The sequence below is a fragment of the Pseudovibrio sp. Alg231-02 genome (assembly GCF_900143565.1).
In the GTDB taxonomy this organism is placed as follows: domain Bacteria; phylum Pseudomonadota; class Alphaproteobacteria; order Rhizobiales; family Stappiaceae; genus Pseudovibrio.
Genome location: NZ_FREX01000002.1, coordinates 438,358 through 459,128, shown reverse-complemented (window position 1 = coordinate 459,128; position 20,771 = coordinate 438,358). Strand labels below are relative to the sequence as shown.

The 20,771-nt window shown below is 52.3% G+C and carries 16 protein-coding genes and 1 riboswitch; of the genes, 9 read left to right on the top strand and 7 right to left on the bottom strand.

Annotated features, from left to right (window positions below; all coding sequences use genetic code 11):
• Nucleotides 1–105 precede the first annotated feature (105 nt).
• A complete protein-coding gene (locus DHN43_RS07630; protein WP_108818223.1) occupies nt 106–885 on the top strand; it encodes an SDR family oxidoreductase in 780 nt (259 codons plus the stop codon).
• A 163-nt stretch (nt 886–1,048) separates the two neighbouring features.
• On the opposite strand, the gene DHN43_RS07625 is transcribed toward DHN43_RS07630, so the two are convergent.
• The 4 genes from DHN43_RS07625 to DHN43_RS07610 form a co-directional block, all read right to left on the bottom strand.
• Entirely contained in the window at nt 1,049–2,317 is a 1,269-nt protein-coding gene (locus DHN43_RS07625) for an OmpP1/FadL family transporter (protein WP_057462662.1), read from the bottom strand.
• A 293-nt stretch (nt 2,318–2,610) separates the two neighbouring features.
• Nucleotides 2,611–3,714 (bottom strand): TRAP transporter substrate-binding protein, encoded by a 1,104-nt coding sequence (locus tag DHN43_RS07620; protein WP_063289640.1) that lies wholly within the window; start codon nt 3,712–3,714, stop codon nt 2,611–2,613.
• A 12-nt stretch (nt 3,715–3,726) separates the two neighbouring features.
• On the bottom strand, nt 3,727–4,530 hold the full coding sequence (gene thiD / locus DHN43_RS07615) for a bifunctional hydroxymethylpyrimidine kinase/phosphomethylpyrimidine kinase (protein WP_108818222.1): 804 nt from the start codon (nt 4,528–4,530) through the stop codon (nt 3,727–3,729).
• Nucleotides 4,530–5,285: a hydroxyethylthiazole kinase gene (locus DHN43_RS07610; protein ID WP_063319411.1), complete on the bottom strand. Its 756-nt coding sequence runs from the start codon at nt 5,283–5,285 to the stop codon at nt 4,530–4,532. Before DHN43_RS07610 ends, thiD begins: the two co-directional genes overlap by 1 nt.
• A 41-nt stretch (nt 5,286–5,326) precedes the next feature.
• Nucleotides 5,327–5,435, bottom strand: a riboswitch (TPP riboswitch).
• Between the two features lie 210 nt (nt 5,436–5,645).
• On the opposite strand from DHN43_RS07610, the gene DHN43_RS07605 reads away from it, so the two are divergent.
• The gene (locus DHN43_RS07605; RefSeq protein WP_057462693.1) at nt 5,646–5,882 is read left to right on the top strand and encodes an Lrp/AsnC ligand binding domain-containing protein; all 237 of its coding nucleotides are present in this window, start codon (nt 5,646–5,648) and stop codon (nt 5,880–5,882) included.
• 70 nt (nt 5,883–5,952) lie between these two features.
• On the opposite strand, the gene DHN43_RS07600 is transcribed toward DHN43_RS07605, so the two are convergent.
• Complete coding sequence (locus DHN43_RS07600; protein WP_108818440.1) at nt 5,953–8,256, bottom strand: xanthine dehydrogenase family protein molybdopterin-binding subunit; 2,304 nt, start codon at nt 8,254–8,256, stop codon at nt 5,953–5,955.
• Between the two features lie 402 nt (nt 8,257–8,658).
• Here DHN43_RS07600 and DHN43_RS07595 point away from each other — a divergent pair, with 402 nt between their 5' ends.
• The gene (locus DHN43_RS07595) at nt 8,659–9,633 is read left to right on the top strand and encodes a DMT family transporter (protein WP_108818221.1); all 975 of its coding nucleotides are present in this window, start codon (nt 8,659–8,661) and stop codon (nt 9,631–9,633) included.
• 68 nt (nt 9,634–9,701) lie between these two features.
• Here DHN43_RS07595 and DHN43_RS07590 read toward each other — a convergent pair whose 3' ends face one another.
• Together DHN43_RS07590 and ade are read right to left on the bottom strand one after the other, a co-directional pair.
• The gene (locus tag DHN43_RS07590; RefSeq protein ID WP_063300935.1) at nt 9,702–11,369 is read right to left on the bottom strand and encodes a long-chain-fatty-acid--CoA ligase; all 1,668 of its coding nucleotides are present in this window, start codon (nt 11,367–11,369) and stop codon (nt 9,702–9,704) included.
• A gap of 241 nt (nt 11,370–11,610) precedes the next feature.
• Nucleotides 11,611–13,326, bottom strand: a complete 1,716-nt coding sequence (gene ade, locus DHN43_RS07585; RefSeq protein WP_108818439.1) for an adenine deaminase — start codon at nt 13,324–13,326, stop codon at nt 11,611–11,613.
• A 481-nt stretch (nt 13,327–13,807) separates the two neighbouring features.
• Between ade and zwf the strand changes: the two genes are divergently transcribed.
• The 6 genes from zwf (at nt 13,808) to DHN43_RS07555 (ending at nt 20,762) form a co-directional block, all read left to right on the top strand.
• Nucleotides 13,808–15,280: a glucose-6-phosphate dehydrogenase gene (gene zwf / locus DHN43_RS07580; protein WP_108818220.1), complete on the top strand. Its 1,473-nt coding sequence runs from the start codon at nt 13,808–13,810 to the stop codon at nt 15,278–15,280.
• A gap of 238 nt (nt 15,281–15,518) precedes the next feature.
• Nucleotides 15,519–17,393 (top strand): phosphogluconate dehydratase, encoded by a 1,875-nt coding sequence (gene edd / locus DHN43_RS07575; protein ID WP_108818219.1) that lies wholly within the window; start codon nt 15,519–15,521, stop codon nt 17,391–17,393.
• Complete coding sequence (gene eda, locus DHN43_RS07570) at nt 17,393–18,034, top strand: bifunctional 4-hydroxy-2-oxoglutarate aldolase/2-dehydro-3-deoxy-phosphogluconate aldolase (protein ID WP_108818218.1); 642 nt, start codon at nt 17,393–17,395, stop codon at nt 18,032–18,034. Before edd ends, eda begins: the two co-directional genes overlap by 1 nt.
• 232 nt (nt 18,035–18,266) lie before the next feature.
• Nucleotides 18,267–19,910 (top strand): glucose-6-phosphate isomerase, encoded by a 1,644-nt coding sequence (gene pgi, locus DHN43_RS07565; protein ID WP_108818438.1) that lies wholly within the window; start codon nt 18,267–18,269, stop codon nt 19,908–19,910.
• A gap of 117 nt (nt 19,911–20,027) precedes the next feature.
• Nucleotides 20,028–20,303 carry a glycine zipper domain-containing protein gene (locus DHN43_RS07560; protein ID WP_108818217.1) on the top strand — a complete coding sequence of 92 codons (276 nt, stop codon included), beginning with the start codon at nt 20,028–20,030 and terminating at the stop codon, nt 20,301–20,303.
• A gap of 195 nt (nt 20,304–20,498) precedes the next feature.
• Nucleotides 20,499–20,762, top strand: a complete 264-nt coding sequence (locus tag DHN43_RS07555; protein ID WP_108818437.1) for a glycine zipper domain-containing protein — start codon at nt 20,499–20,501, stop codon at nt 20,760–20,762.
• Nucleotides 20,763–20,771 lie beyond the last annotated feature (9 nt).

The following is a 20,771-nucleotide window of genomic DNA, read 5'->3' as shown; positions in this document are numbered from 1 at the left end:
CAAGTGAATATTCTATTTGCTTGCTAAGCTTGATCCTGACTGGCTCAAACCTTTCTGAGAATGTAGGCTGCCCTTCACAATTCACCGATTCATTAGGATGTTGAAATGCACTTGGGTATTGAGGGGCGCAAAGCCATTGTCTGCGCATCCAGCCGCGGGCTGGGTTTGGGAACAGCAAAAGCACTGGCAGAGGCTGGATGTGATCTCGTAATCAACGGACGCAACGAGCAACGACTAGACCAAATCGCGAGCGAACTGGCAGCACAACACAACATCTCAGTCATTCCCGTGGCAGCAGATATCTCCTCACCAGAAGGCCAGCAAGCCGTTCTCAAAGCGTGCCCAAACCCGGACATTCTCGTCAACAACAACGGCGGCCCGCCACGCAAAGACTTCAAAGAGCTGGATCGTCAGGCGATTCAGGACGGTGTCATCCAGAACATGATCACCCCGATCGAACTGATCAAAGCAGTCATTGATGGCATGGCAGAGCGCCGTTTTGGCCGCATCGTCAACATAACCTCCATGTCTGTGAAGATGCCAATTGAAGGGCTGGACCTGTCCAGTGGTGCCCGTGCAGGTCTTACTGCATTCCTGGCAGGCGTCTGCCGCCAATACGCCCAGCACAATGTCACCATCAACAATGTACTGCCCGGCAAGTTCGACACCGACCGCCTGAAAGGTGGCTTCGAGCGTCAGGCAGAGCAGACCGGCATCACCATTGAAGAAGCCAAACGCCTGTCTTCAGAAGAGATCCCTGCAAGGCGCCTCGGCAATCCGGAAGAATTCGGCAAAGCCTGCGCCTTCATGTGCTCAGCCCATGCTGGATACATCACAGGCCAGAACCTCTTGCTCGACGGCGGCCTCTACCCAAGCGCTTTTTAAAAACGACAAGCCTCCCCGCAGTCGCTCTGCAGGGAGGCAAATCAATTTAGCTTTTGCAGTGTCCTACAGCGTATCTCCGAAAAGTGGAAACCGGTTTTCGGATAAAGATACGCAAAACAAAGGCTAAAGCAGTTCAGGTAATTCAGCTTAAATGCGAACTGCTTTAGAACTTCAAACGTGCACCAAAGCTGATGATGTCAACATTGGTGTCATTGACCGGCCCTTGAATGGTAATGCCCTCATAGAACGGGTGGTCCGGATTGATGTTGATGTTTGAGCTTTCTGGAAAAATATGCGAGTAGCCAAAATCAACTTCCAGCCAGTCCTCGTAGAAGTAACTCACCCCGGCACTCAGCCAGAACCGGTTTGAATCAGGCAGTCGCGGTGTCCGGTTCGCTTCGTCAATTGGAGACCACTCATAAGCCAGCCCAAATCGACCAGTGATGTTCTGAGTGAAATCATACTCCGTACCAAGCGAGATGAAGTAGCCGTCGTTGTATTGGAACGGTAACTCGGAAACCACCTGATCCTGCAGATTGAACACCGGGAAGGTGCTAAACCGTGACCAATGCGTCCATTCAAACGTACCCATCCCGCGCCAGCGCTCATTCAATACCTGCTGGAAGGAAACTGTCACAGTCTCTGGCATAATGATGTTGGAACGAATTGGAGTTGGCGTGCCACCACCGACCACAAGCCGCCCCTTAAGGTTGTGCTCAATGGGCGAGCGATACCCAATACCAAGCTGAGTGCCTTCCCACGGCTTAAAAAGAGCTCCAAGGGTTGCCCCAAATCCGAGATTGTAGTCTTCGCCGCGCAGTTCCGCAGTTGGTGAATTCGCAGCAATTGGCGGAACACCCGTCGCAGACTTCAGCCTCACTTGCAAATATTGAAGCTGCCACCCAACCCCAACAGAGAATTTTTCGGTGACTTCATAAGCCGCCATCGGCGTAACATTGACAGAAAGCACACGGGAAGACCGCGCATAGACCTGCCCCGCCCATTCAATTTGAGGTTTGGTTTCAAAGCCATAAGGTGCATTGGAACTGACGCCAAGAGTAAGGCGGTCATTAATCTTCCAAGTGCCATATCCTGCTGGCACCCAGGCATCCACGCCAATGTCACCTGAGGAATATGGCACGCCGGTTACAGGAATGCTCAGCGCATCAATCGTCGCCGTATCCAGATCAATCGTTGCACGTGGGAACACAAATGTCTGCGAAGTTTCCACCTGCACCCCATCATGACCAGTCATGGTCGCCGGGTTCCAGTACATACTGGAGAGGCTTTTAGAGACAGTTGCATTTCCCGCAAAGGAGAGCCCCTGATACCACGCAGATTGCTCACGAACAGCAAAAGCACCGGCAAATGCATCAGACGCAATCAGCAAGGAAGAAAGGCTAGCGATCGTAATGGGTAAATATCTGGACATGCACGGTACTTTCTGTTCTCAAGAAAACATTCAAGCAGTGCCATGATCAACCTACGAGTTACTTATTGATTCGGCTCTCTTCCTCATGATTGAAAATATTAAAGAGTAATTGCACTGGCATATTTAAAGGTATGAGGCGTCGACTTCATAAAACAACAATGCCCAGCTCACTTACAATCACTTGGTTATTCGCATTTCAGGCAGGTACACTGAAACATTTTCTGTGACAAAACGTCCGCATAACAAAAGGCCCTCCAAATGGAGGGCCCTTCAAACGCGATTTGATCTGCCAGTTAACTTCTTGCAGAGATGTTTTTGCCCAGTGAAAGAGCGCTCCACCCCGCCAGAAGCTCCTGCGCTTCTATGTAACTCTCATAAATCTTACGAGCTGTTTTGTCTTTCTGGGTATAGATATCCAGCACCTCAACACTGGTTTCCTTCAATGCTGCAAGAACCTCTTCCGGGAATTCGCGAATCTCTACCCCATGCTCTTCCTGCAGCACCTTAAGGCTCGCTGCATTCTGCGCATTGGCCTCAGAAAGCGCCAAGTCAGCTTCTACACGGCAGGCCTCTTCAACCACCGCCTGAAGCTCAGCTGGCAAACCTTCCAAAGCAACCGCATTCACAATTGCCTCGCCGGTGCCGTTTGGCTTATTAAAGCCCGGACCGTAGTAGTATTTGACCAGTTTATGGAAGCCCAGCGCACTGTCCGTCCATGGACCGAGAAACTCTACACCATCCACCACACGCGTTTGCAGACTGGTGAAAATCTCGGAGGCTGGAATGTTGACCGGAGTAACACCAAGCTTGCGCATGATTTCACCACCAAGACCTACCATGCGCAGTTTGCGCCCTTTCAGGTCATCCAGCGTCTCAACAGGCTCACGATACCAGCCCGCCATGGTTGGGCCAGCATTACCAGCCATAAACGGCTTCACACCAAACGGCGCATAAAGCTCATCCCAAAGTTCCTGTCCACCCATCTGGTCCACCCAGGCAGTGTGCTCCTGAGGCAGCAGACCGAAAGGAACAGTCGTAAAAAACACCGAACCCGGCATCTTGCCAGCCCAGTACAAAGCAACTGAATGGCCCATCTGTGCAGTGCCGCTTGAAACAGCGTCAAACACCTCAAAAGCCGGAACCAGCTCACCTGCAGCAAACAGGCGCACACGCATCCGACCATTACTCATAATGTTGATGCGATCACAAATGCGTTGCGCAGACATGCCTGGGCCCGGCAGGTTCTTGGGCCAGCTGGTCACCATGCGCCATTCGATCACCGGATCAGCATCCTGAGCCAGTGCAGGTGCAGCAAGTGCAGCGCTACCGGCAACCGCCCCAGCAGTTAGCCCCAGCGCCTGACGGCGGGTCAGATTGTTTTCTTTGTTCTTGGTCATTATCTCCGCCTTTTATTCAGACCAGAATTCATGGAAATGGTGCACAGGCCCATGTCCCTCGCCTACGTCAAGCGTATCCGCAGCTTTGATCGCCTGACTAATATATTCTTTCGCTTCGCCAATGGCATCTTGCAGCGCCAACCCCTTGGCCAGTTCCGCCGCAATCGCAGAGGACAGGGTACAGCCAGTCCCATGTGTGTTCTGCGTTTTATGTCTTGGCGCCGTATACCACCTCTCCACATCGCGGGAGAGGAAGAGATCATCACAGGTATCATCAGATCCGTGTCCGCCTTTCAGCAGGACCCCGTTAGCACCCATGTCCAGCAGCAGTAACGCTTGTCTGTGCATGTCTTCACGGGTTTCGGCTACCGGCTGGTCCAGCAAAAAGGCCGCTTCCTGCATATTCGGCGTAATCAACGCCGCCATGGGAAACAGCTTCTGCTTCAGGACCGAAACGGCGGAGTTTTGCAACAAAACATCACCAGAAGTTGCAACCATCACCGGATCAAGGATGACGCGCTTAACATTATATTCCGCCAGCTTTGTGGCAATAACAGCGATAATCTCTGGCTGTGAAAGCATGCCGATTTTCACGGCATCCACCTTCAGGTCAGAAAAAACAGCATCCATCTGCTCCGCCACAAATGCTGGCGGCACATCATGAATACCTGTCACACCTTTGGTATTTTGGGCCGTCAGTGCAGTGATGACACTAGCCCCATAGACCCCACGAGCCGAAAAGGCCTTCAGGTCTGCTTGAATTCCGGCACCACCACCGGAATCCGACCCTGCAATTGTGACTGCAATCGCACTCATTAGGCCAATACCCCACCTTTATTATTCATTGTTTCGAGCTTGAGACGCTCGTTGAACTGGTCAGCCTTCAAGCCATAAAGGGTATCGATGAAAGCTGGAGTGAAGCTTCCCGGTCCGTTCGCCTGCTCTGCGGCAATCTCGCCGCATACACCATAGACAGCAAGCGCAGCAAGCACGGCAAGTTCCTTATCTGGCTCGGTAGCGGCGAAACCAGCCAGCACACCGCCCAGCGCACAGCCAATGCCAGTCACCTTGTCCATATAAGCATGTCCATTGCCCACGGTGTAGGTTGTCTCCCGGCCAAACACAGCGTCTTCAATACCAGTGCGCACAATCAGTGTGTTCTCGGTGACAGCTCCACTCAGCCCAGCGCTCTCAGTCATGTTTGCTTTAAGGATCGAAACATTCTCTTTCAGAATATCTTTCGCAAACTCCATGCGAATGTCTGAGCGATCTACTTTAACCGGGTCCAGCACCACGGGCATAGATTTTTTGGCAGCCCCTTCAAGCCCAAGCCGAATACCATGCCGCCGTTTTCCATCCAGCGTACCAAGATTGAGGAGCAACCCGTCAACACTCTCGATGAATGCAGGAATTTCATCATGGGCTGCTGTCATAGACGGCACGATGTTACAAGCCAACATGATGTTCGCGGTAAGGCTCTGCGCAACAGAGTTCGTCAGGCAATGAACCCGAACCCCACGCTCACGCACGCTCTCAAAGACTTCCCAGAGATTTTCACTTGTGTAGGACATTTGTTTTCGCTCCCCTATAGATTACGGCGGGAACGATTACCTTGGTACTCATCCCAATTCCCTCCGCCGGCACAATCCGGATCAGGTTCTAGGAGTTGGCTTTGCGCCTCTCAGCCCGTCAGTCACTTCCGAGCACCCCCATTGGTTAGAATTTTTTGCTAGCAAACAAGAGAGCGAACTGCAAGCGGAAACGAGAGGCAGCGACAAAAGGCAACTGGGGGTAGATTTCGCTTAAAAAACGCAAAAGCTTGCAAAAAAACGCAGCTTCAACGCAAAATGCTCACAAAACAACGCAAACTCAAATTTGAGCGCATCCCTGAAAGACAAATCAGCCTTTCGGGACAGAAGGATAGCAGATTTATGATTCCGTTCTTTGTACAGATCAAATGCCAGCTCGGAAAAACCTATCAGGTTGCCAACGCCATCGCAGACGCAGAAGTCGCCTCCGAGATCTACTCCACCTCCGGGGATTTCGACCTGCTGGCCAAGTTCTACATCGATGATAACGAAGACATCGGACACTTCGTTGCAAACAAGGTTCAGGTCTTCGAAGGCATCCAGGACACCAGAACCATCATCACCTTCAAAGCGTTCTGATACCTACGAAAACAGGCGGGACACCAGCCCGCCTGCACGATCTCTTTTCAAGCTTTACGATCTTGATAGCTTAATTCTGAGCGTCCTGAATAGCGCTCCAGACAGCAACCGGCGTCGCGGGCATATCTATATGCTCAACACCTGCATTCTTACGCAGCGCATACTGCACAGCATTCATCACCGCCGGCGCCGCTCCAATAGAACCAGCCTCACCAGCCCCTTTGATGCCCATCGCATTTGTCGTGGAAGGAACGTTGCTCGTCGAGAAGTCGAAATTTGGCAAATCATCAGCACGTGCAACATGATAGTCCATGAAGGATGCTGACAGCAGCTGCCCGGTTTCATCATAAACCGTGTTCTCACAAAGCGCCTGCGAGATCGCCTGCCCCGCACCACCATGCACCTGACCAGCCAAAAGCATCGGATTCACCGTCACGCCAAAATCATCCACGATCACATAACTGACCACGTCTGTCTTGCCCGTTTCCGGATCAATCTCCACCTCACACACATGCGTGCCATTGGGATAAGTACATTCATCCTGCATGACTTTTTCCGCTGCACTCAAGGTCTCCGGTTGCGAACCAGCCACATCAACAAGGCTGACTTGTTGGTCGGTACCAACCACGCGCACCTGCCCGTCTTCCAACGTCAGATCCCTAACACCAACCTCAAGCTTCTCACTGGCAATCTCTTTGATCTTCTTAACCAGCGTTTCAGAAGCCGCTTTCACAGATGGCATTCCAATCGGAATGGACCGCGATCCACCGGTACCACCACCAGTCGCAACACGGTCCGTATCTCCCTGCACAATCTCAACCTGATCAAGCTGCAAACCAAGATGCTCTGCAATGACTTGGCCATATGCAGTGGCGTGACCCTGACCGTTGCTCTGCGTTCCAATCAGCAAAGTAACGCTGCCGTTTGTGTTAAGCTCAAGCTTGGCTTCCTCACCGCCGGCAAAGGCACACGCCTCCACATAGGTCGATAGCCCAACACCCCGATACAAACCTTTTGCCTTGCTCTCCGCTTCACGCTCCGCAAACGTCGAATAATGAATCTCGTCCAGCGCCTTGGTCAGGTGAGCCCCAAAGGAACCCGTATCATACATGCGGCCAAGCGCTGTCGTATAAGGCAAAGCAGCGTCGGGGATAAAGCTCTGACGGCGGAACTCAGCCGGATCCATACCCATCTCATGCGCAGCTTTGTCTGCCAGCCGTTCCATCAGATAAAGCGCTTCCGGACGCCCTGCCCCTCGGAACGCATCCACCGGCACTGTATTGGTATAAACGCCTGTCGCTTCCACCCATGTTGCGGGGATATCGTAAAGACCGGGGGTCATGGTGATGCCGATCTGAGGAATACCTGGGCCAAATTCGTGCAGGTAAGCCCCCATATTTGCAAGCACATGCACCTTGAGGCCGATCATCTTGCCGTTTTCATCAAGCGCAAGCTCAGCCGTGGATACATTATCCCGGCCATGCGCATCAGACATGAAGTGCTCAGTACGCTCCTGAAGCCATTTCACGGGATGGCCAAGACGTTTTGCGGCAATCAGGCAAAGCGGGTATTCAAGATAGGTGAACATCTTGGTTCCAAAACCACCACCCACATCAGGTGTCACAACGCGGATATCTTTAGGGTCGACGTTGAGTATGTTCTTGGCAATCAGATCACGCATCCCATGACCGCCCTGCGTTCCAGTGGTCAGCGTATACCTGCCGCTCTCACCATCAAACTCGCCAATACAAGCCCGAGGCTCAATCGCGTTGGACACCAGACGGTTGTTGATCACCTTGATCTTGGTAACATGATGCGCCTTCTGGAAGGCCTCTTCCATCGCCTCCTTGTTACCCATACCAATGTGAAAGGCCTCATTAGACCCATGCTCAGGCCACACAAGCGGAGCGCCGTCTTCTAAAGCTGCTTCAGTTCCGATTGCCGGATCAACATCCTCGTAGTCAACCTCAATCGCCTCCATCGCAGCCCGCGCTTGCTCCACCGTATCGGCAACAACAAACGCAAGAGCATCACCAACAAACCGGGCTGTATCAGAGCAAAGAACTTCACGATGAGGCACCCAGTGCTTCGTCCCATCCAGCTGCCGAAGCACGGCTTTACATGGGATAGAGTTCGTTCCTTCAATATCTGCAGCAGTCAAAATAAGCTGCACACCATCCATAGCCCGTGCTTCATCCACTCCTTCTAAAGTGAACTTCGCGAACGCGAGAGGAGACCGCAAAACAACGGCATGTGCTGCACCAGCCACCTTCAGGTCATCCGTGTAACGACCCTTGCCAGAAATAAAGGCAGCATCTTCTTTTCGGCGAACGGGAGCACCAATTCCAAACTTCGGTGTAGCAACCTGATTCATGAAAACCTCAAAAATCTGGAGAGCGACCCAACACCGCACCTCCCAATACAGCTTTTTACGTATCAGCAGAGAACGTACAGTGCTTTTCTCAGGCTGCAAGTGTTTTCTGGTTCACCACAGAGGTGTATTTTCCAGAGTGACTTAAGGTCATTATCGCATTATTTAGAGCAAATTACGGAAGGGTACTTGGAGCTCTAAGTTGTCGGCAGCTTCGTGCTTACTGTCGAAACTCTCAAGCTAAAATTTGTTTTAGAATTTGACCAAACCGCAAACATTAGGTTATCTAAGCCATACACCCATCTGATCTTTGTTACGTTGTCCGCCCCCTGGCGCACACCATTTTGCACCAGACATCGGGTCTGGTCGTTTTGATCGTATCAAGGCAGCTTCGAAAGCAGTTACATGCCTGTTCCTTCAGCAGAGCCTGAAGGCAGCTCATCATCTGCTGCGTTAAAAACAAGGTTTTCCGCAAAATGGCAAAGCCTGTCCAATAACACACGCGGCATCTGCTGGGCCCTTCTGGCAACATTCCTTATGGCCGTCATGAGCACCATCATCAAGCTGCTCGGCGACCGCTTACACGTTACTCAAATCCTTATGCTGCGCCAGTTTTTCATGCTGGTGATCTCAGCTCCAATCATTATCAAAGGATTTCCGGGTTCGCTCAAAACACAGGCTCCACTGCTTCACCTGGGCCGCATCCTGCTTGCGTCCTCTGCAATGTATTTCGGCTTCACCGCAGTCATTCACCTGCCGCTTGCTGAAAGCACAGTGATTGGTTTTGCGCGCACGTTTTTCATCACGATCTTTGCAGTTTTCTTCCTGAAAGAAGTTATCGGTATTCACCGAATTTCGGCAACTATCCTTGGCTTCATCGGTGTGATGGTCATCGTCCAGCCTGGCACCGGCGCGGAAATGAGCATCTACAGCTTCATGGCGATCCTGGCCTCAGCCTGTGCCGCACTCGTAGGCATCATCCTGCGCAAGGTCACTCAGGTTGATCAGCCCATCACGATCTTGACCTTTCAAGCAACATTTGTGGGTCTGATCATGGCCCCCTTCGGCATCTATTATTGGGTATCAATCAACCTAAATGATGCGATCCTGCTGCTCTTGCTGGCAGGTGTGAGCTGGAGTGCTCAGATGAGCAACATTCAGGCCCTCAAGTTTGGTGAGGCCTCTGTGATTGCACCGTTTGATTATATCCGCCTTGTCTACGCGGCAGTCATTTCTGTCGTAATCTTCGGCATCTGGCCGCTCTGGACCACTTATCTCGGCGGCGCAATTATCGTCGCAGCTTCCCTTTACACTCTGCACCGCGAGACTGTGCTGGGCAAGAAAGTGGCAACTGGAACAGCGCCCACGAAAACGCACTAGAGAAAACGCTAAGCTCAAGCAAAAAGCCCTCGCAAATGCGAGGGCTTTTCTTTGTCACAAAGTAGCTATCAGCTGGCGTTTTCAGTGCTACGTGTCTTGGCAGCCTCTTCCTCAACCAGCTCTTTCTTGGAGAGTTTACCAACCATAGTTTTTGGCAGCTCCTCCCGGAACTCAATCGCCTTCGGCATCTCAATCTTGGAGATGTGCCCCTTCAGGAAGTCTTTCAACTCTTCTGCAGTCGCGCTCTGACCATCCTTCAGCTTCACAAACGCCTTCGGTGCCTGCCCGCGATACCCGTCTGGAATAGCAATCACGATAACCTCAGCAACGGACGGATGCTGATAAAGCGCCTCCTCGATCACACGCGGATACACGTTGTAACCAGAGCAGATGATGAGGTCCTTGATGCGATCAACAAGGAAAATGAAACCCTCATCATCCATGTAACCCACATCACCAGTGTGCAAGACACGGCCACCTTCCAAAGTCTTGGCGGTCTCATCAGGACGGTTCCAGTAACCCTTCATGACCTGCGGGCCGATGATGCAAAGCTCACCTTTTTCGCCTTGTGCAACGATCTTCTCAGGCTCATCCAGATCACGAAACTCAACAGTCGTTCCCGGCATCACAACACCGATAGAACCGTCTTTGCCAGTTCCGTCCATCGGGTTAGCAGAGGCAACCGGAGAGCTCTCTGTCAGACCGTAGCCTTCCACCAGAACGCAGCCTGTCAGGGCTTCAAACTTTTGCTTCACTTCAACAGGCAGCGGCGCTCCACCAGACATACAATAGCGGATTGATGTCAGGTCATAGTTCTTCGTCAACTCACTGTTGTTGATCGCGGTGTAAAGCGTTGGCACAGCAGCAAACAAGGTTGGCTTCTTCTTCGCAGCCAGATCAAGCAGTTCTTTCAGATCAAACCGCGGCATAAGCAGCATCTCAGCAGCGCCTAGAATGGAAAGGTTCTGCAGAACAGTCATCGCAAACACATGGAAGAATGGCAGCACACAAAGTGTCTTCTCGTAGCCGCGCTTCAAGCCACCGTAATGGCTTTCCAGCATCTCCATGTTTGACGTGATGTTGTAATGCGTCAGCATCGCACCCTTAGGCACACCAGTCGTACCACCGGTATACTGCAGGATCGCCACATCTTCCTTCGGCTCAATCTCAACCGGAGTAATGCCTTTAGACTTTGCAAGAAAATCTTTGAAGCGGATGTGAGCTTTATCAGCTGGAATGTTGGAAACATCCTTCCGCTTAAACAGCTGGAACAACAGCTTCTTAGGCTGAGGCAGAATGTCAGCCATCGGACATACAATGATGTTGTCCAGAGCACCTTCCTGACGAACAGCTTCCACACGATCATAGATCACAGAAAGATCCATGGTCACCATGATGCGTGCGCCAGAATCCCGCGCCTGGAACGCGATTTCGCGCTCAACATAAAGCGGGTTGAAGTTGACGACGACACCGCCAATTTTCATGATCGCAAAATAGAAAATGGTGTAGTACGGCGTGTTAGGTAGACAAAGGCCGATCTTGTCGCCCTTCTTCACACCCATCGCCTGCAGGGCACCTGCAGCACGCTCAACGAAATCTCCCAATTCGCCGTAGCTTGTTGATTTGCCCATGAAGTAGATAGCCGGACGGTGCGCATAATTTTTGACCGTATCATCCAGATAGCTATCGATAGTACGAATTGGAAATTCCACTTGTCCCTCACGACCTGTCGCCATGCGCAGATCTCCTCCCCGAATTATTATAGTTCTTCAGACGAAGTTGACAGGAAACCGAAGCTGAGCGCCAAGGTTCATGTGCGCAACATATCAGAAAAACCTTATATCATCATGCTTTGCGTGGAATTTGCGGCAGGTTTACCATTGCGTCAACCCAGACATACGGTTGACCTTCAATGCGACACATTACTCAATTCCACTGATTTTTTCTCGAGAACCCAAGAGATATCAAAGCTCTGCTCTATTGAATGAGCTGAAAACTCGACACGTCAAAAAGCCCAAAATCAGTAATTTTAAGGTGGGGAATAACCGGAAGAGGCAAGAATGCGACCTGCAAAAACGGCTCTGGTAAAACACAATTGAGAGATTTTGCAGCTTTGCGCAGCACTTCCAAACGCTCTTTGACCACCTCAAATCGCTCCAAACTCATCAATCCGGCAAGTGGCAGTTCCATCTCAGCCAGCACTTCTTCACCTTCAGCAACCACAAATCCACCGCGCAACGCAATGCATCGGTTCACAGCAATTGCCATGGCCTCTTCATCAGCGCCAACCACACAGATGTTGTGACTGTCATGTCCAACAGAGGAGGCAATCGCACCCGATGTCATTCCAAACCCGTTTACGAACCCTGTCGCAATATTCCCTGTCTTTCCATGACGCTCCACAACAGCCACCTTGATAGCATCCTGCCCCAAATCGATCTGGGAATAATTATGCTCAACGGGCAAATCCCTCTTCAGATGCTCGGTGATAATCAGCCCCGGTTTCACACCAATCACTGATGTTTCGCGCTGCGCAGGCACACGGAAGCTCTCTGCATGCACTGGTTCGGCATGGCAACTGTCCAGCAATCCTTCCGGCTCAATCAACTTGCGGCTGGCAAACAACTCATCCGAAACCACACGCCCAGCACTGATCACCTGATCCACATCACAGCTTTCTAAGTCATTGAGCAGCACAATATCTGCACGCCAACCCGGCGCAATCAATCCGCGATCTCGCAGACCAAACGCAGTGGCTGCTGACCAGCTTGCCGCACGGTAGACATCACGAGGTGCACATCCATGAGCAATCAGGCGCTTGATGAGACAATCAAGATGTCCCTCCTCCGCAATATCAAGAGGGTTCCGATCATCCGTACAAAGCGCAACAAAACTGGCCCGTTCAGGCGTCAGGACAGGCGCTAAAGCATCCAGATCTTTAGAGACAGATCCTTCACGGATCAGGATCGTCATGCCCTTAGAGATCTTCTCCAATGCTTCTTCTGCGGTGGTTGCTTCATGATCAGTCCGAATGCCCGCAGCAAGGTAACCATTCAAGGCTTTGCCACGCACCAAAGGCGCATGACCATCAATATGCTCCCCTTCAAACTCGGCAATCTTAGCCAAAGCATCCGGGTCACCAGCCAACACACCAGGGAAGTTCATAAACTCCGCCAAACCAATAACGCTTGGATGATCCTTGAATGGCAAAAGGTCATCAATCTCCAATTGAGCACCAGCTGTCTCAAATTTGGTGGCAGGCACACAGGAAGACAGGTTCACCCGTAAATCCAGAATGGTCTCAACAGAGCTGTCGAGGAAGTACTTGATGCCAGCAGCGCCAGTCACATTGGCAATCTCATGCGGATCACAAATCGCAGTCGTCACACCATGAGGCAACACACAACGATCGAACTCAAACGGTGTCACCAACGATGATTCCACGTGAAGATGGGTATCGATAAAGCCCGGCACGGCAGTCTTGCCGCTGCAGTCGATCTCGTTCACACCGCTGTAGTTGTCATAAGTCCCAACAATCTTCTCGCCGGAGATCGCAATGTCGGTCTTCGTCAGACTGCCGTCGATCACATTGAACAGCTCAACATTCTTCAACACCAGATCGGCAGGCACATTGCCCTGCCCCTGATCGATGAGTGTTTTTAAACCGGCAACCTTTTGCTGACGAGATCCCATGCCATTTCCTCCCAGAGGAAGCATAGGGCATGCCTCCTCATTTATATTTCCCTTGGGGCAAGCCTAGCAAAAGATCGCAAGCTCCCCAATGCCGCCATTACAAATGCTTGTTGGAATTGTACAAATCATGACAGTCAGAAAACAAAACCCACAGAAACTGCATTTTTTGGATGGCGACTTCCCCTTTCAGCACGCCGAACTGCCTAGTTTCTAGGCACATTCGTATTTTTGCTTGCATTTTGATGAAACCCGCATCAAACAGAGGTGCAATTTCATAAATGCAACCTTTGTATGAGTTTTGATGCAGATAAGAGCAGTCTAACTGCCAAGCTTGCGGCTCACGTCCGCGCCTCTCACAACTCTACAATCAAATTTAATTCAGTTGGCCTGTTGGCTTGCTCCTGCAAATTCTCCAACTGATACCGCATGCCAAGCAATTGAAGCCGGATATCCGATACCGGCTCACGACTAAGGGAACTCCATGGCGAACCGTCCAGCTCAATCTGACCCATTTGATCTCGTTGTATTTGGAGGCACCGGCGATCTTGCACACCGCAAGCTGCTCCCAGCTCTCTATCATCGCGAACCAGTCGGTCATCTGGGCGAAGACGCGCGCATTATCGCAGTTTCCCGCCGCGAGCTCAGCGATACAGAGTACCGCGACTGGGCCCGTACTGCCATTTGTGAGCACGTCGCTGAAGTCAATCAGGAAGCTCTCGAACGCTTCCTCGCTCGTATCCAATATGTGTCCGTTGACGTTGCTCAGAACACCGGTTGGGAAGCTCTGGAGCAAAAACTGGCAGGCCGCGAAGACGTTGTCCGCGCTTTCTATCTCTCTGTTTCTCCGGACTTCTTCGGCCCAATCTGTTCCGCCCTTGGCGAACACAACCTGGTAACAGAAACGTCCCGCGTGACCATCGAAAAGCCGATCGGCAAGAACGGCAGATCGGCTCACGAAGTTAACGAAACCATCGGTTCCGTGTTCAAAGAACACCAGATTTTCCGTATCGATCACTACCTCGGCAAAGAAACCGTTCAGAACCTTATGGCTCTGCGCTTTGCCAACGTACTGTTTGAACCACTCTGGAACGCGGCTCACATCGACCACGTACAGATCACCGTGGCAGAAACACTCGGCGTTGAAAGCCGCGCTGGCTACTACGACACCGCAGGCGCTCTGCGCGACATGGTCCAAAACCACCTGCTTCAGCTGCTTTGCCTCGTTGCTATGGAACCACCTGAATCCATGGCACCAGACAGTGTGCGCGACGAGAAACTGAAGGTGCTCAAAGCCCTCCGTCCAATGAGCACCGAAATGGTCGAGCGCAACACAGTTCGCGGTCAGTACCGTGCTGGCGCATCTGCTGGCGGTGCTGTGAAGGGTTATCTGGAAGAGCTGGGTCGCAACGATTCCAACACTGAAACCTTCGTAGCTGCCAAAGTAGACATCGAGAACTGGCGTTGGGCCAACGTTCCGTTCTACCTGCGCACTGGCAAACGCCTTGCCGCTCGTGTATCTGAAATCACCATCCAATTCAAAGACTTGCCTCACTCCATCTTCCTGCCAGATGCTGGACGGATTGCTGCAAACAAGCTGGTCATCCGCCTGCAGCCAGATGAAGGCGTGAAAATGCAGGTGATGATTAAGGACCCGGGCCCAGGCTCCATGCGGCTGCGTGAAGTTCCGCTGGACATGACCTTTGCTGAAGCCTTCAGCTCCCGTCATCCGGATGCTTATGAGCGCCTCATCATGGATATGATCCGTGGCAACCAGACCCTGTTCATGCGCCGTGACGAAGTCGAAGCGGCATGGACATGGATCGATCCGATCCTTGAACAATGGTCCCAAATTAAAGAAGCTCCAAAGCCTTATACCTCAGGCACGTGGGGTCCATCTGCTTCCATCGCACTTATCGAGCGTGATGGCCGTACATGGCATGATGAAACATATTGATTAAACACCAGGTGCCGGTCCGCTGGCACCTGGTCTCCCTTGCAAGTATTTCTCCCACTTGCGCCCATCCCCGAAAAAATCAAAATTGCCTACGGGCAGAGTTGTCAGAATAAAAATTAGGCTCAGAATTTAAATCGATTAAAACGACCAAAAACAGGGATTTCCTCCTCCCAATCCCGCATCTGGTCATTCGGTTTGACTGATGAAAAGTCAAAGAACAAAAGGCAGAGCACAAGACATGGTTCACCCTCGCCTCAAAGAGATTACAGATCGCATAATCGAGCGCAGCGCCACGAGCAGACAAGACTATCTTCGTCGCATGAAAGCGCAGCACACAAACGCACCACAACGCACAAACCTCGGCTGCACTAACCTGGCACATGGCTTCGCAGCCTGTCCGGTAGCTGATAAACAGCACCTCGCCACAGACAAGCAGCCAAACCTCGGCATCGTCACTGCCTACAACGACATGCTCTCCGCACACCAGCCATACGAGAGCTACCCGGAAATCATCCGCGAAACAGTCCGCAAAATTCAGGCGACAGCCCAGGTTGCTGGCGGCGTACCAGCTATGTGTGATGGCGTCACACAAGGTCTGCCAGCGATGGACCTGTCACTGTTCTCCCGTGACCTGATCGCCATGTCCGTTGCCGTTGGTCTGTCACATGGCATGTTTGACGCGGCAGTGTTCCTCGGTGTTTGCGATAAGATTGTCCCGGGCCTGCTCATCGGTGCCTTGTCCTTCGGTCATCTACCGGCAATTTTCCTACCTGCTGGCCCAATGACCTCCGGCATTGCCAACGACGAGAAAGCCCGCATTCGCCAGCTGTTTGCAGAAGGCAAAGCAACCCGCGAAGAACTGCTTGCTTCTGAAAGCGCATCCTATCACTCACCTGGCACCTGTACTTTCTACGGCACCGCAAACTCCAATCAGATGCTGATGGAGATCATGGGCCTGCACATGCCGGGCAGCTCCTTCATCAACCCGCTCACACCACTGCGCAAAGCATTGGTTGAAGAGGCAGTCACACAAGTTGTCGAACTCACCGCGCAGCGCAGCACACCTACGCCGCTCTTTGAGATCATCGACGAACGCGCAATCGTAAACGGTGTCGTCGGCCTGCACGCAACAGGCGGCTCCACCAACCACACCATGCACCTCGTCGCAATAGCCGCCGCCGCTGGCATTCAGCTCACATGGCAGGACATTTCTGACCTGTCCGAGCTCGTCCCGCTGCTCGCTCGCGTTTATCCAAACGGTAAAAGCGATGTAAACCATTTTGAAGCAGCAGGCGGAATGGGTTTCCTCATTCGCGAACTGCTGGATGCAGGCTTGCTGCACAAAGACGTAAAAACAGTCAACGGTACTGGCTTGGAGGGTTACACCGTCAACGTTTTCCTTGATGACAAGGGCGGCGTCCTCCGCAAGCCGGCCCCAACTAAGGCATTGGATGAAACCAACCTTGCGCCGATGTCCGTTCCGTTCAACAAAGACGGTGGCCTAAAAGTCCTCACAGGCAACCTCGGCTCCGCGATCATCAAAACCTCTGCTGTCGCACCTGATCGCCATGTCATCGAAGCGCCAGCTCAGGTTTTCCATACGCAAGAAGATGTTGAAGCAGCCTTCAAAGCTGGCGAACTCAACAAAGATGTGATTGTTGTGCTCCGTTACGTCGGCCCGCAAGCCTGCGGCATGCCAGAAGCCCATAAACTGACGCCACCTCTTAGCGTTGTGCAGAACCGGGGGTATAAAGTCGCACTTGTAACAGATGGCCGGATGTCCGGCGCCAGTGGCAAGATCCCAGCTGCAATTCATGTTACTCCCGAGGCGATGGATGGTGGACCAATTGCAAAGGTAAGGGACGGTGACTTGCTGCGTCTTGATGCAGTAAGCGGTACGCTGGAGCTGCTTGTTCCTGCAGATGAGTTTGCGCAAAGAACTGCCGCACCTGCAGACCTGCAAGCTTACCAGAGTGGAACCGGAAGAGAATTATTCGCAAGTTTCAGAGCAAACGTGAGCTCAGCCGATACCGGCGCTCGCCTCTTCAATCTGGAACAGACAAACAAAACCCAACGGAATGCTGACACAATCAGCGCAATGGAGACAGTGTAATGGCTCAAAATATCGAGCGAGTAGAAGCAATCATGACCGCCGCCCCGGTCCTCGCAGTTCTCATTGTCGATGACCCCAAAAAAGCAGTTCCAATGGCACAGGCCCTCGTGGATGGCGGCATCCCGGGCATCGAGATCACACTGCGCACTCCAAACGCTCTGGACTGCATTAAGGCAGTCGCTGACAACGTCGAAGGCGCTCTGGTTGGTGCCGGTACCGTTCTCACCCATCAGCAGTACGAAGCCTCCGTCAAAGCAGGGTCAACATTCGTCGTTTCTCCGGGCGCAACAGACAATCTGATCGCAGCTGCTGAAGATTTCCAGCAAACTCCTTTACTTCCGGGCACGTGCACTCCGTCTGAAGTGATGAAGCTGCTGGAAGCAGGCTATGAGCGTCTCAAGTTCTTCCCAGCTGTTCCAGCCGGCGGCACTCCGATGTTGAAAGGTTTGTCTTCTCCTCTGGCTGCGGCTAAATTCTGCCCAACTGGTGGTATCAACCTTGGCAACGCACGTGATTTCCTTGCTCTGCCTAACGTCCTTTGCGTTGGTGGGTCCTGGATCGCAGACGCAAAAGCAATTGAATCTGAAGACTGGGCAGGCATTGAAAAGCGGGCTCGCGAAGCAGCTGCATTGACTGTTTAATCGCAAACCATCACGATTGATTGCATTGAATTTCTTACCCGGGGCCTTACATCAAGGACCTGTCATGCTCCTAAAAAGCATGAACATGTTTCCGGGTAAGAAGACGCATAAAAACAAAACTTTAGAGCAGTTTGCACGTCCCGAAAAACGAGCAAGCTGCTTTACGGTAAATTGGCAAGGCGCGACACTCGCTGCCAGCCAGAAGCTATTACAAGAATAAATGGAGGCCTTGATGCCGACAGCTAATCCAAAAGATATCTTTAAACACCTTGATGAACACGCTCAGGCCATTCATTCCACTAAGATTACCGATCTCTTCGCTGCAGATCCTTCTCGTTTTGATAAGTTTTCCCGCTCTTCTGACGACCTGCTCTACGATTTCTCCAAGAACAAGCTGACTGAAGAAACCCTGGAGCTCCTGCTCGAACTCGCACGCGCTGCCAATGTTGAAGCAAAACGCGATGCCATGTTCGCAGGTGAGCACATCAACACCACTGAAGACCGCGCTGTGCTGCACACCGCCCTGCGCAACCAGTCCGAGAACCCGGTATTGGTGGACGGCAAAGACGTCATGCCTGACATCAACGAAGTTCTCGTCAACATGGGCGACTTCGCAGAAGGCATCCGCTCTGGCGAAATCACAGGCCATTCCGGCGAGAAGATCACAGACGTGGTCAACATCGGCATTGGTGGCTCTGATCTTGGTCCGGTGATGACAACTCTGGCTCTGGCCCCATATCATGATGGTCCGAACCTGCATTACGTCTCCAACGTAGACGGCGCACACATTGCCGACACTTTGGAAAACCTGAATCCGGCGAAGACCCTCTTCATCATCGCCAGCAAGACCTTCACCACTATTGAGACCATGACCAACGCGGCGACAGCCCGCCGTTGGATTGCCAAACACAACGGCGAAGAAGCTGTCGGAGCACACTTTGCAGCTGTCTCCACCGCACTGGAAAAGGTCGCGGCCTTTGGCATCTCGCAAGAGCGTGTCTTTGGCTTCTGGGACTGGGTCGGCGGACGTTACTCCATCTGGTCTGCAATCGGCCTCCCGCTCATGATCGCTATTGGTCCGGATGCATTCTCCGATTTCCTCGGCGGCGCCCATGCAATGGACAATCACTTCCGCGCCACCCCGATTGAAGACAACATCCCGTTCCTGATGGGCCTCGTCGGTGTCTGGCATCGCAACGTGTTGGGTTACGACACCCGCGCAGTTCTGCCATATGATCAGCGCCTCGCCCGCTTCCCTGCCTATCTGCAGCAGCTGGATATGGAATCCAACGGCAAGAGCGTCACCAAAGATGGCACAGCGGTTGAAACCCAGACCGGCCCAATCGTCTGGGGTGAGCCTGGCACCAATGGCCAGCATGCGTTCTACCAGCTCATCCATCAGGGCACGAGCATCATTCCTTGTGAGTTTCTGGTTGCTGCCAACAGCCACGAAGAAGACCTGCAAACCCATCACAATCTCCTTCTGGCAAACTGCCTTGCCCAGAGTGAAGCCCTGCTCCGTGGCCGTTCTCTGGAAGAGGTTGAAGACAAGTTTCGTAAAGATGGAAAATCTGAAGAAGAGATTGCCAAACTAGCTCCACAAAAGGTCTTCCCGGGTAACCGGCCTTCAACCACCCTCCTCTATGATCGTCTCGATCCATTCACGCTGGGTAGGCTGATCGCGTCTTATGAACATCGCGTCTTTGTTGAAGGAGCGATTTGGAACATCAACTCCTACGACCAGTGGGGTGTTGAACTTGGAAAAGAACTCGCGACACAGCTGTTGCCAATGGTTGAAGGCAGCCAATCCGCAGCAAACAAAGACAGTTCGACCCAAGGCTTGTTAAAATATCTAAAGAAGGCGAGGAGCCTCTAATTTTTAACAAACTTTAACCATGTTCTTTTTGTTAGCTCGACCTCACAAAGTTAGAGCTGCCAGGAGGTATCGGGGTCCGGTCAAATTGGGATTGGCAGCAAAAGGAGACTGGAAAAAATGAAAAAAATTGCTCTTGCTGGTGTAAGTGTTGCATTGCTTGCCCTCGCTGGCTGTAACACATCCTCAAGCACAGACCGTACCCTCGTCGGCGGTGGCCTTGGTGCTGCAACTGGTGCAGCCATCGGTGCTGCGACAGGCGGCGGCGTCGGAGATGCTCTGGCAGGCGCAGCTATCGGTGGTGTCGCTGGCGGTATCATCGGTAATGTGACAACTCCGAAGAACTGCACAGCCTACGATCAGTATGGCCGCCCATACCGCGTGAAGTGCCCATAAGCTTCGCAAAAAGATTTGGTTACACCATTCCAAAGGCCCTGCAACCGCGGGGCCTTTTTGCGTTACATACCTACAACTCTCAAAAGGCAAACAGCTTCAATTTAACCACCTTGCCATCTCGTAAGCTGCATTCACTCATCTGCAACAGATCAGGTACTACCGTGGGTTTCAAACAATCAGACGATGGGTAGGATCGTGAGAAAAGCATTAATCATAACAGCCACCCTGCTCACACTCGGTGCTTGCAGTGAGTATAACCGAACAGACCGCGTCCTCGTTGGCGGTGGTCTTGGTGCAGCCACCGGCGCTGCGATTGGAGCAGCAACCGGAGATGTTGGCGCCGCCTTTGCCGGTGCTGGTATCGGTGCCGTTGCAGGCGGGTTGATTGGTGCAGCCACCACTCCGCGCCGCTGTGTCGGCTACGACACCTATGGCCGCCCATACTACTACCGCTGCTGACAACAATCG

Bases quoted from the DNA above. Each gene is read 5' to 3' on its own strand.
- DHN43_RS07610 (WP_063319411.1), bottom strand. From the start codon at position 5,285: ATGTCCTACACAAGTGAAAATCTCTGGGAAGTCTTTGAGAGCGTGCGT.
- thiD (WP_108818222.1), bottom strand. From the start codon at position 4,530: ATGAGTGCGATTGCAGTCACAATTGCAGGGTCGGATTCCGGTGGTGGT.
- DHN43_RS07600 (WP_108818440.1), bottom strand. From the start codon at position 8,256: ATGAATCAGGTTGCTACACCGAAGTTTGGAATTGGTGCTCCCGTTCGC.
- DHN43_RS07595 (WP_108818221.1), top strand. From the start codon at position 8,659: ATGCCTGTTCCTTCAGCAGAGCCTGAAGGCAGCTCATCATCTGCTGCG.
- DHN43_RS07560 (WP_108818217.1), top strand. From the start codon at position 20,028: ATGAAAAAAATTGCTCTTGCTGGTGTAAGTGTTGCATTGCTTGCCCTC.
- DHN43_RS07620 (WP_063289640.1), bottom strand. From the start codon at position 3,714: ATGACCAAGAACAAAGAAAACAATCTGACCCGCCGTCAGGCGCTGGGG.
- ade (WP_108818439.1), bottom strand. From the start codon at position 13,326: ATGGGATCTCGTCAGCAAAAGGTTGCCGGTTTAAAAACACTCATCGAT.
- edd (WP_108818219.1), top strand. From the start codon at position 15,519: ATGGTTCACCCTCGCCTCAAAGAGATTACAGATCGCATAATCGAGCGC.
- DHN43_RS07605 (WP_057462693.1), top strand. From the start codon at position 5,646: ATGATTCCGTTCTTTGTACAGATCAAATGCCAGCTCGGAAAAACCTAT.
- zwf (WP_108818220.1), top strand. From the start codon at position 13,808: ATGGCGAACCGTCCAGCTCAATCTGACCCATTTGATCTCGTTGTATTT.
- pgi (WP_108818438.1), top strand. From the start codon at position 18,267: ATGCCGACAGCTAATCCAAAAGATATCTTTAAACACCTTGATGAACAC.
- DHN43_RS07630 (WP_108818223.1), top strand. From the start codon at position 106: ATGCACTTGGGTATTGAGGGGCGCAAAGCCATTGTCTGCGCATCCAGC.
- DHN43_RS07590 (WP_063300935.1), bottom strand. From the start codon at position 11,369: ATGGCGACAGGTCGTGAGGGACAAGTGGAATTTCCAATTCGTACTATC.
- DHN43_RS07625 (WP_057462662.1), bottom strand. From the start codon at position 2,317: ATGTCCAGATATTTACCCATTACGATCGCTAGCCTTTCTTCCTTGCTG.
- eda (WP_108818218.1), top strand. From the start codon at position 17,393: ATGGCTCAAAATATCGAGCGAGTAGAAGCAATCATGACCGCCGCCCCG.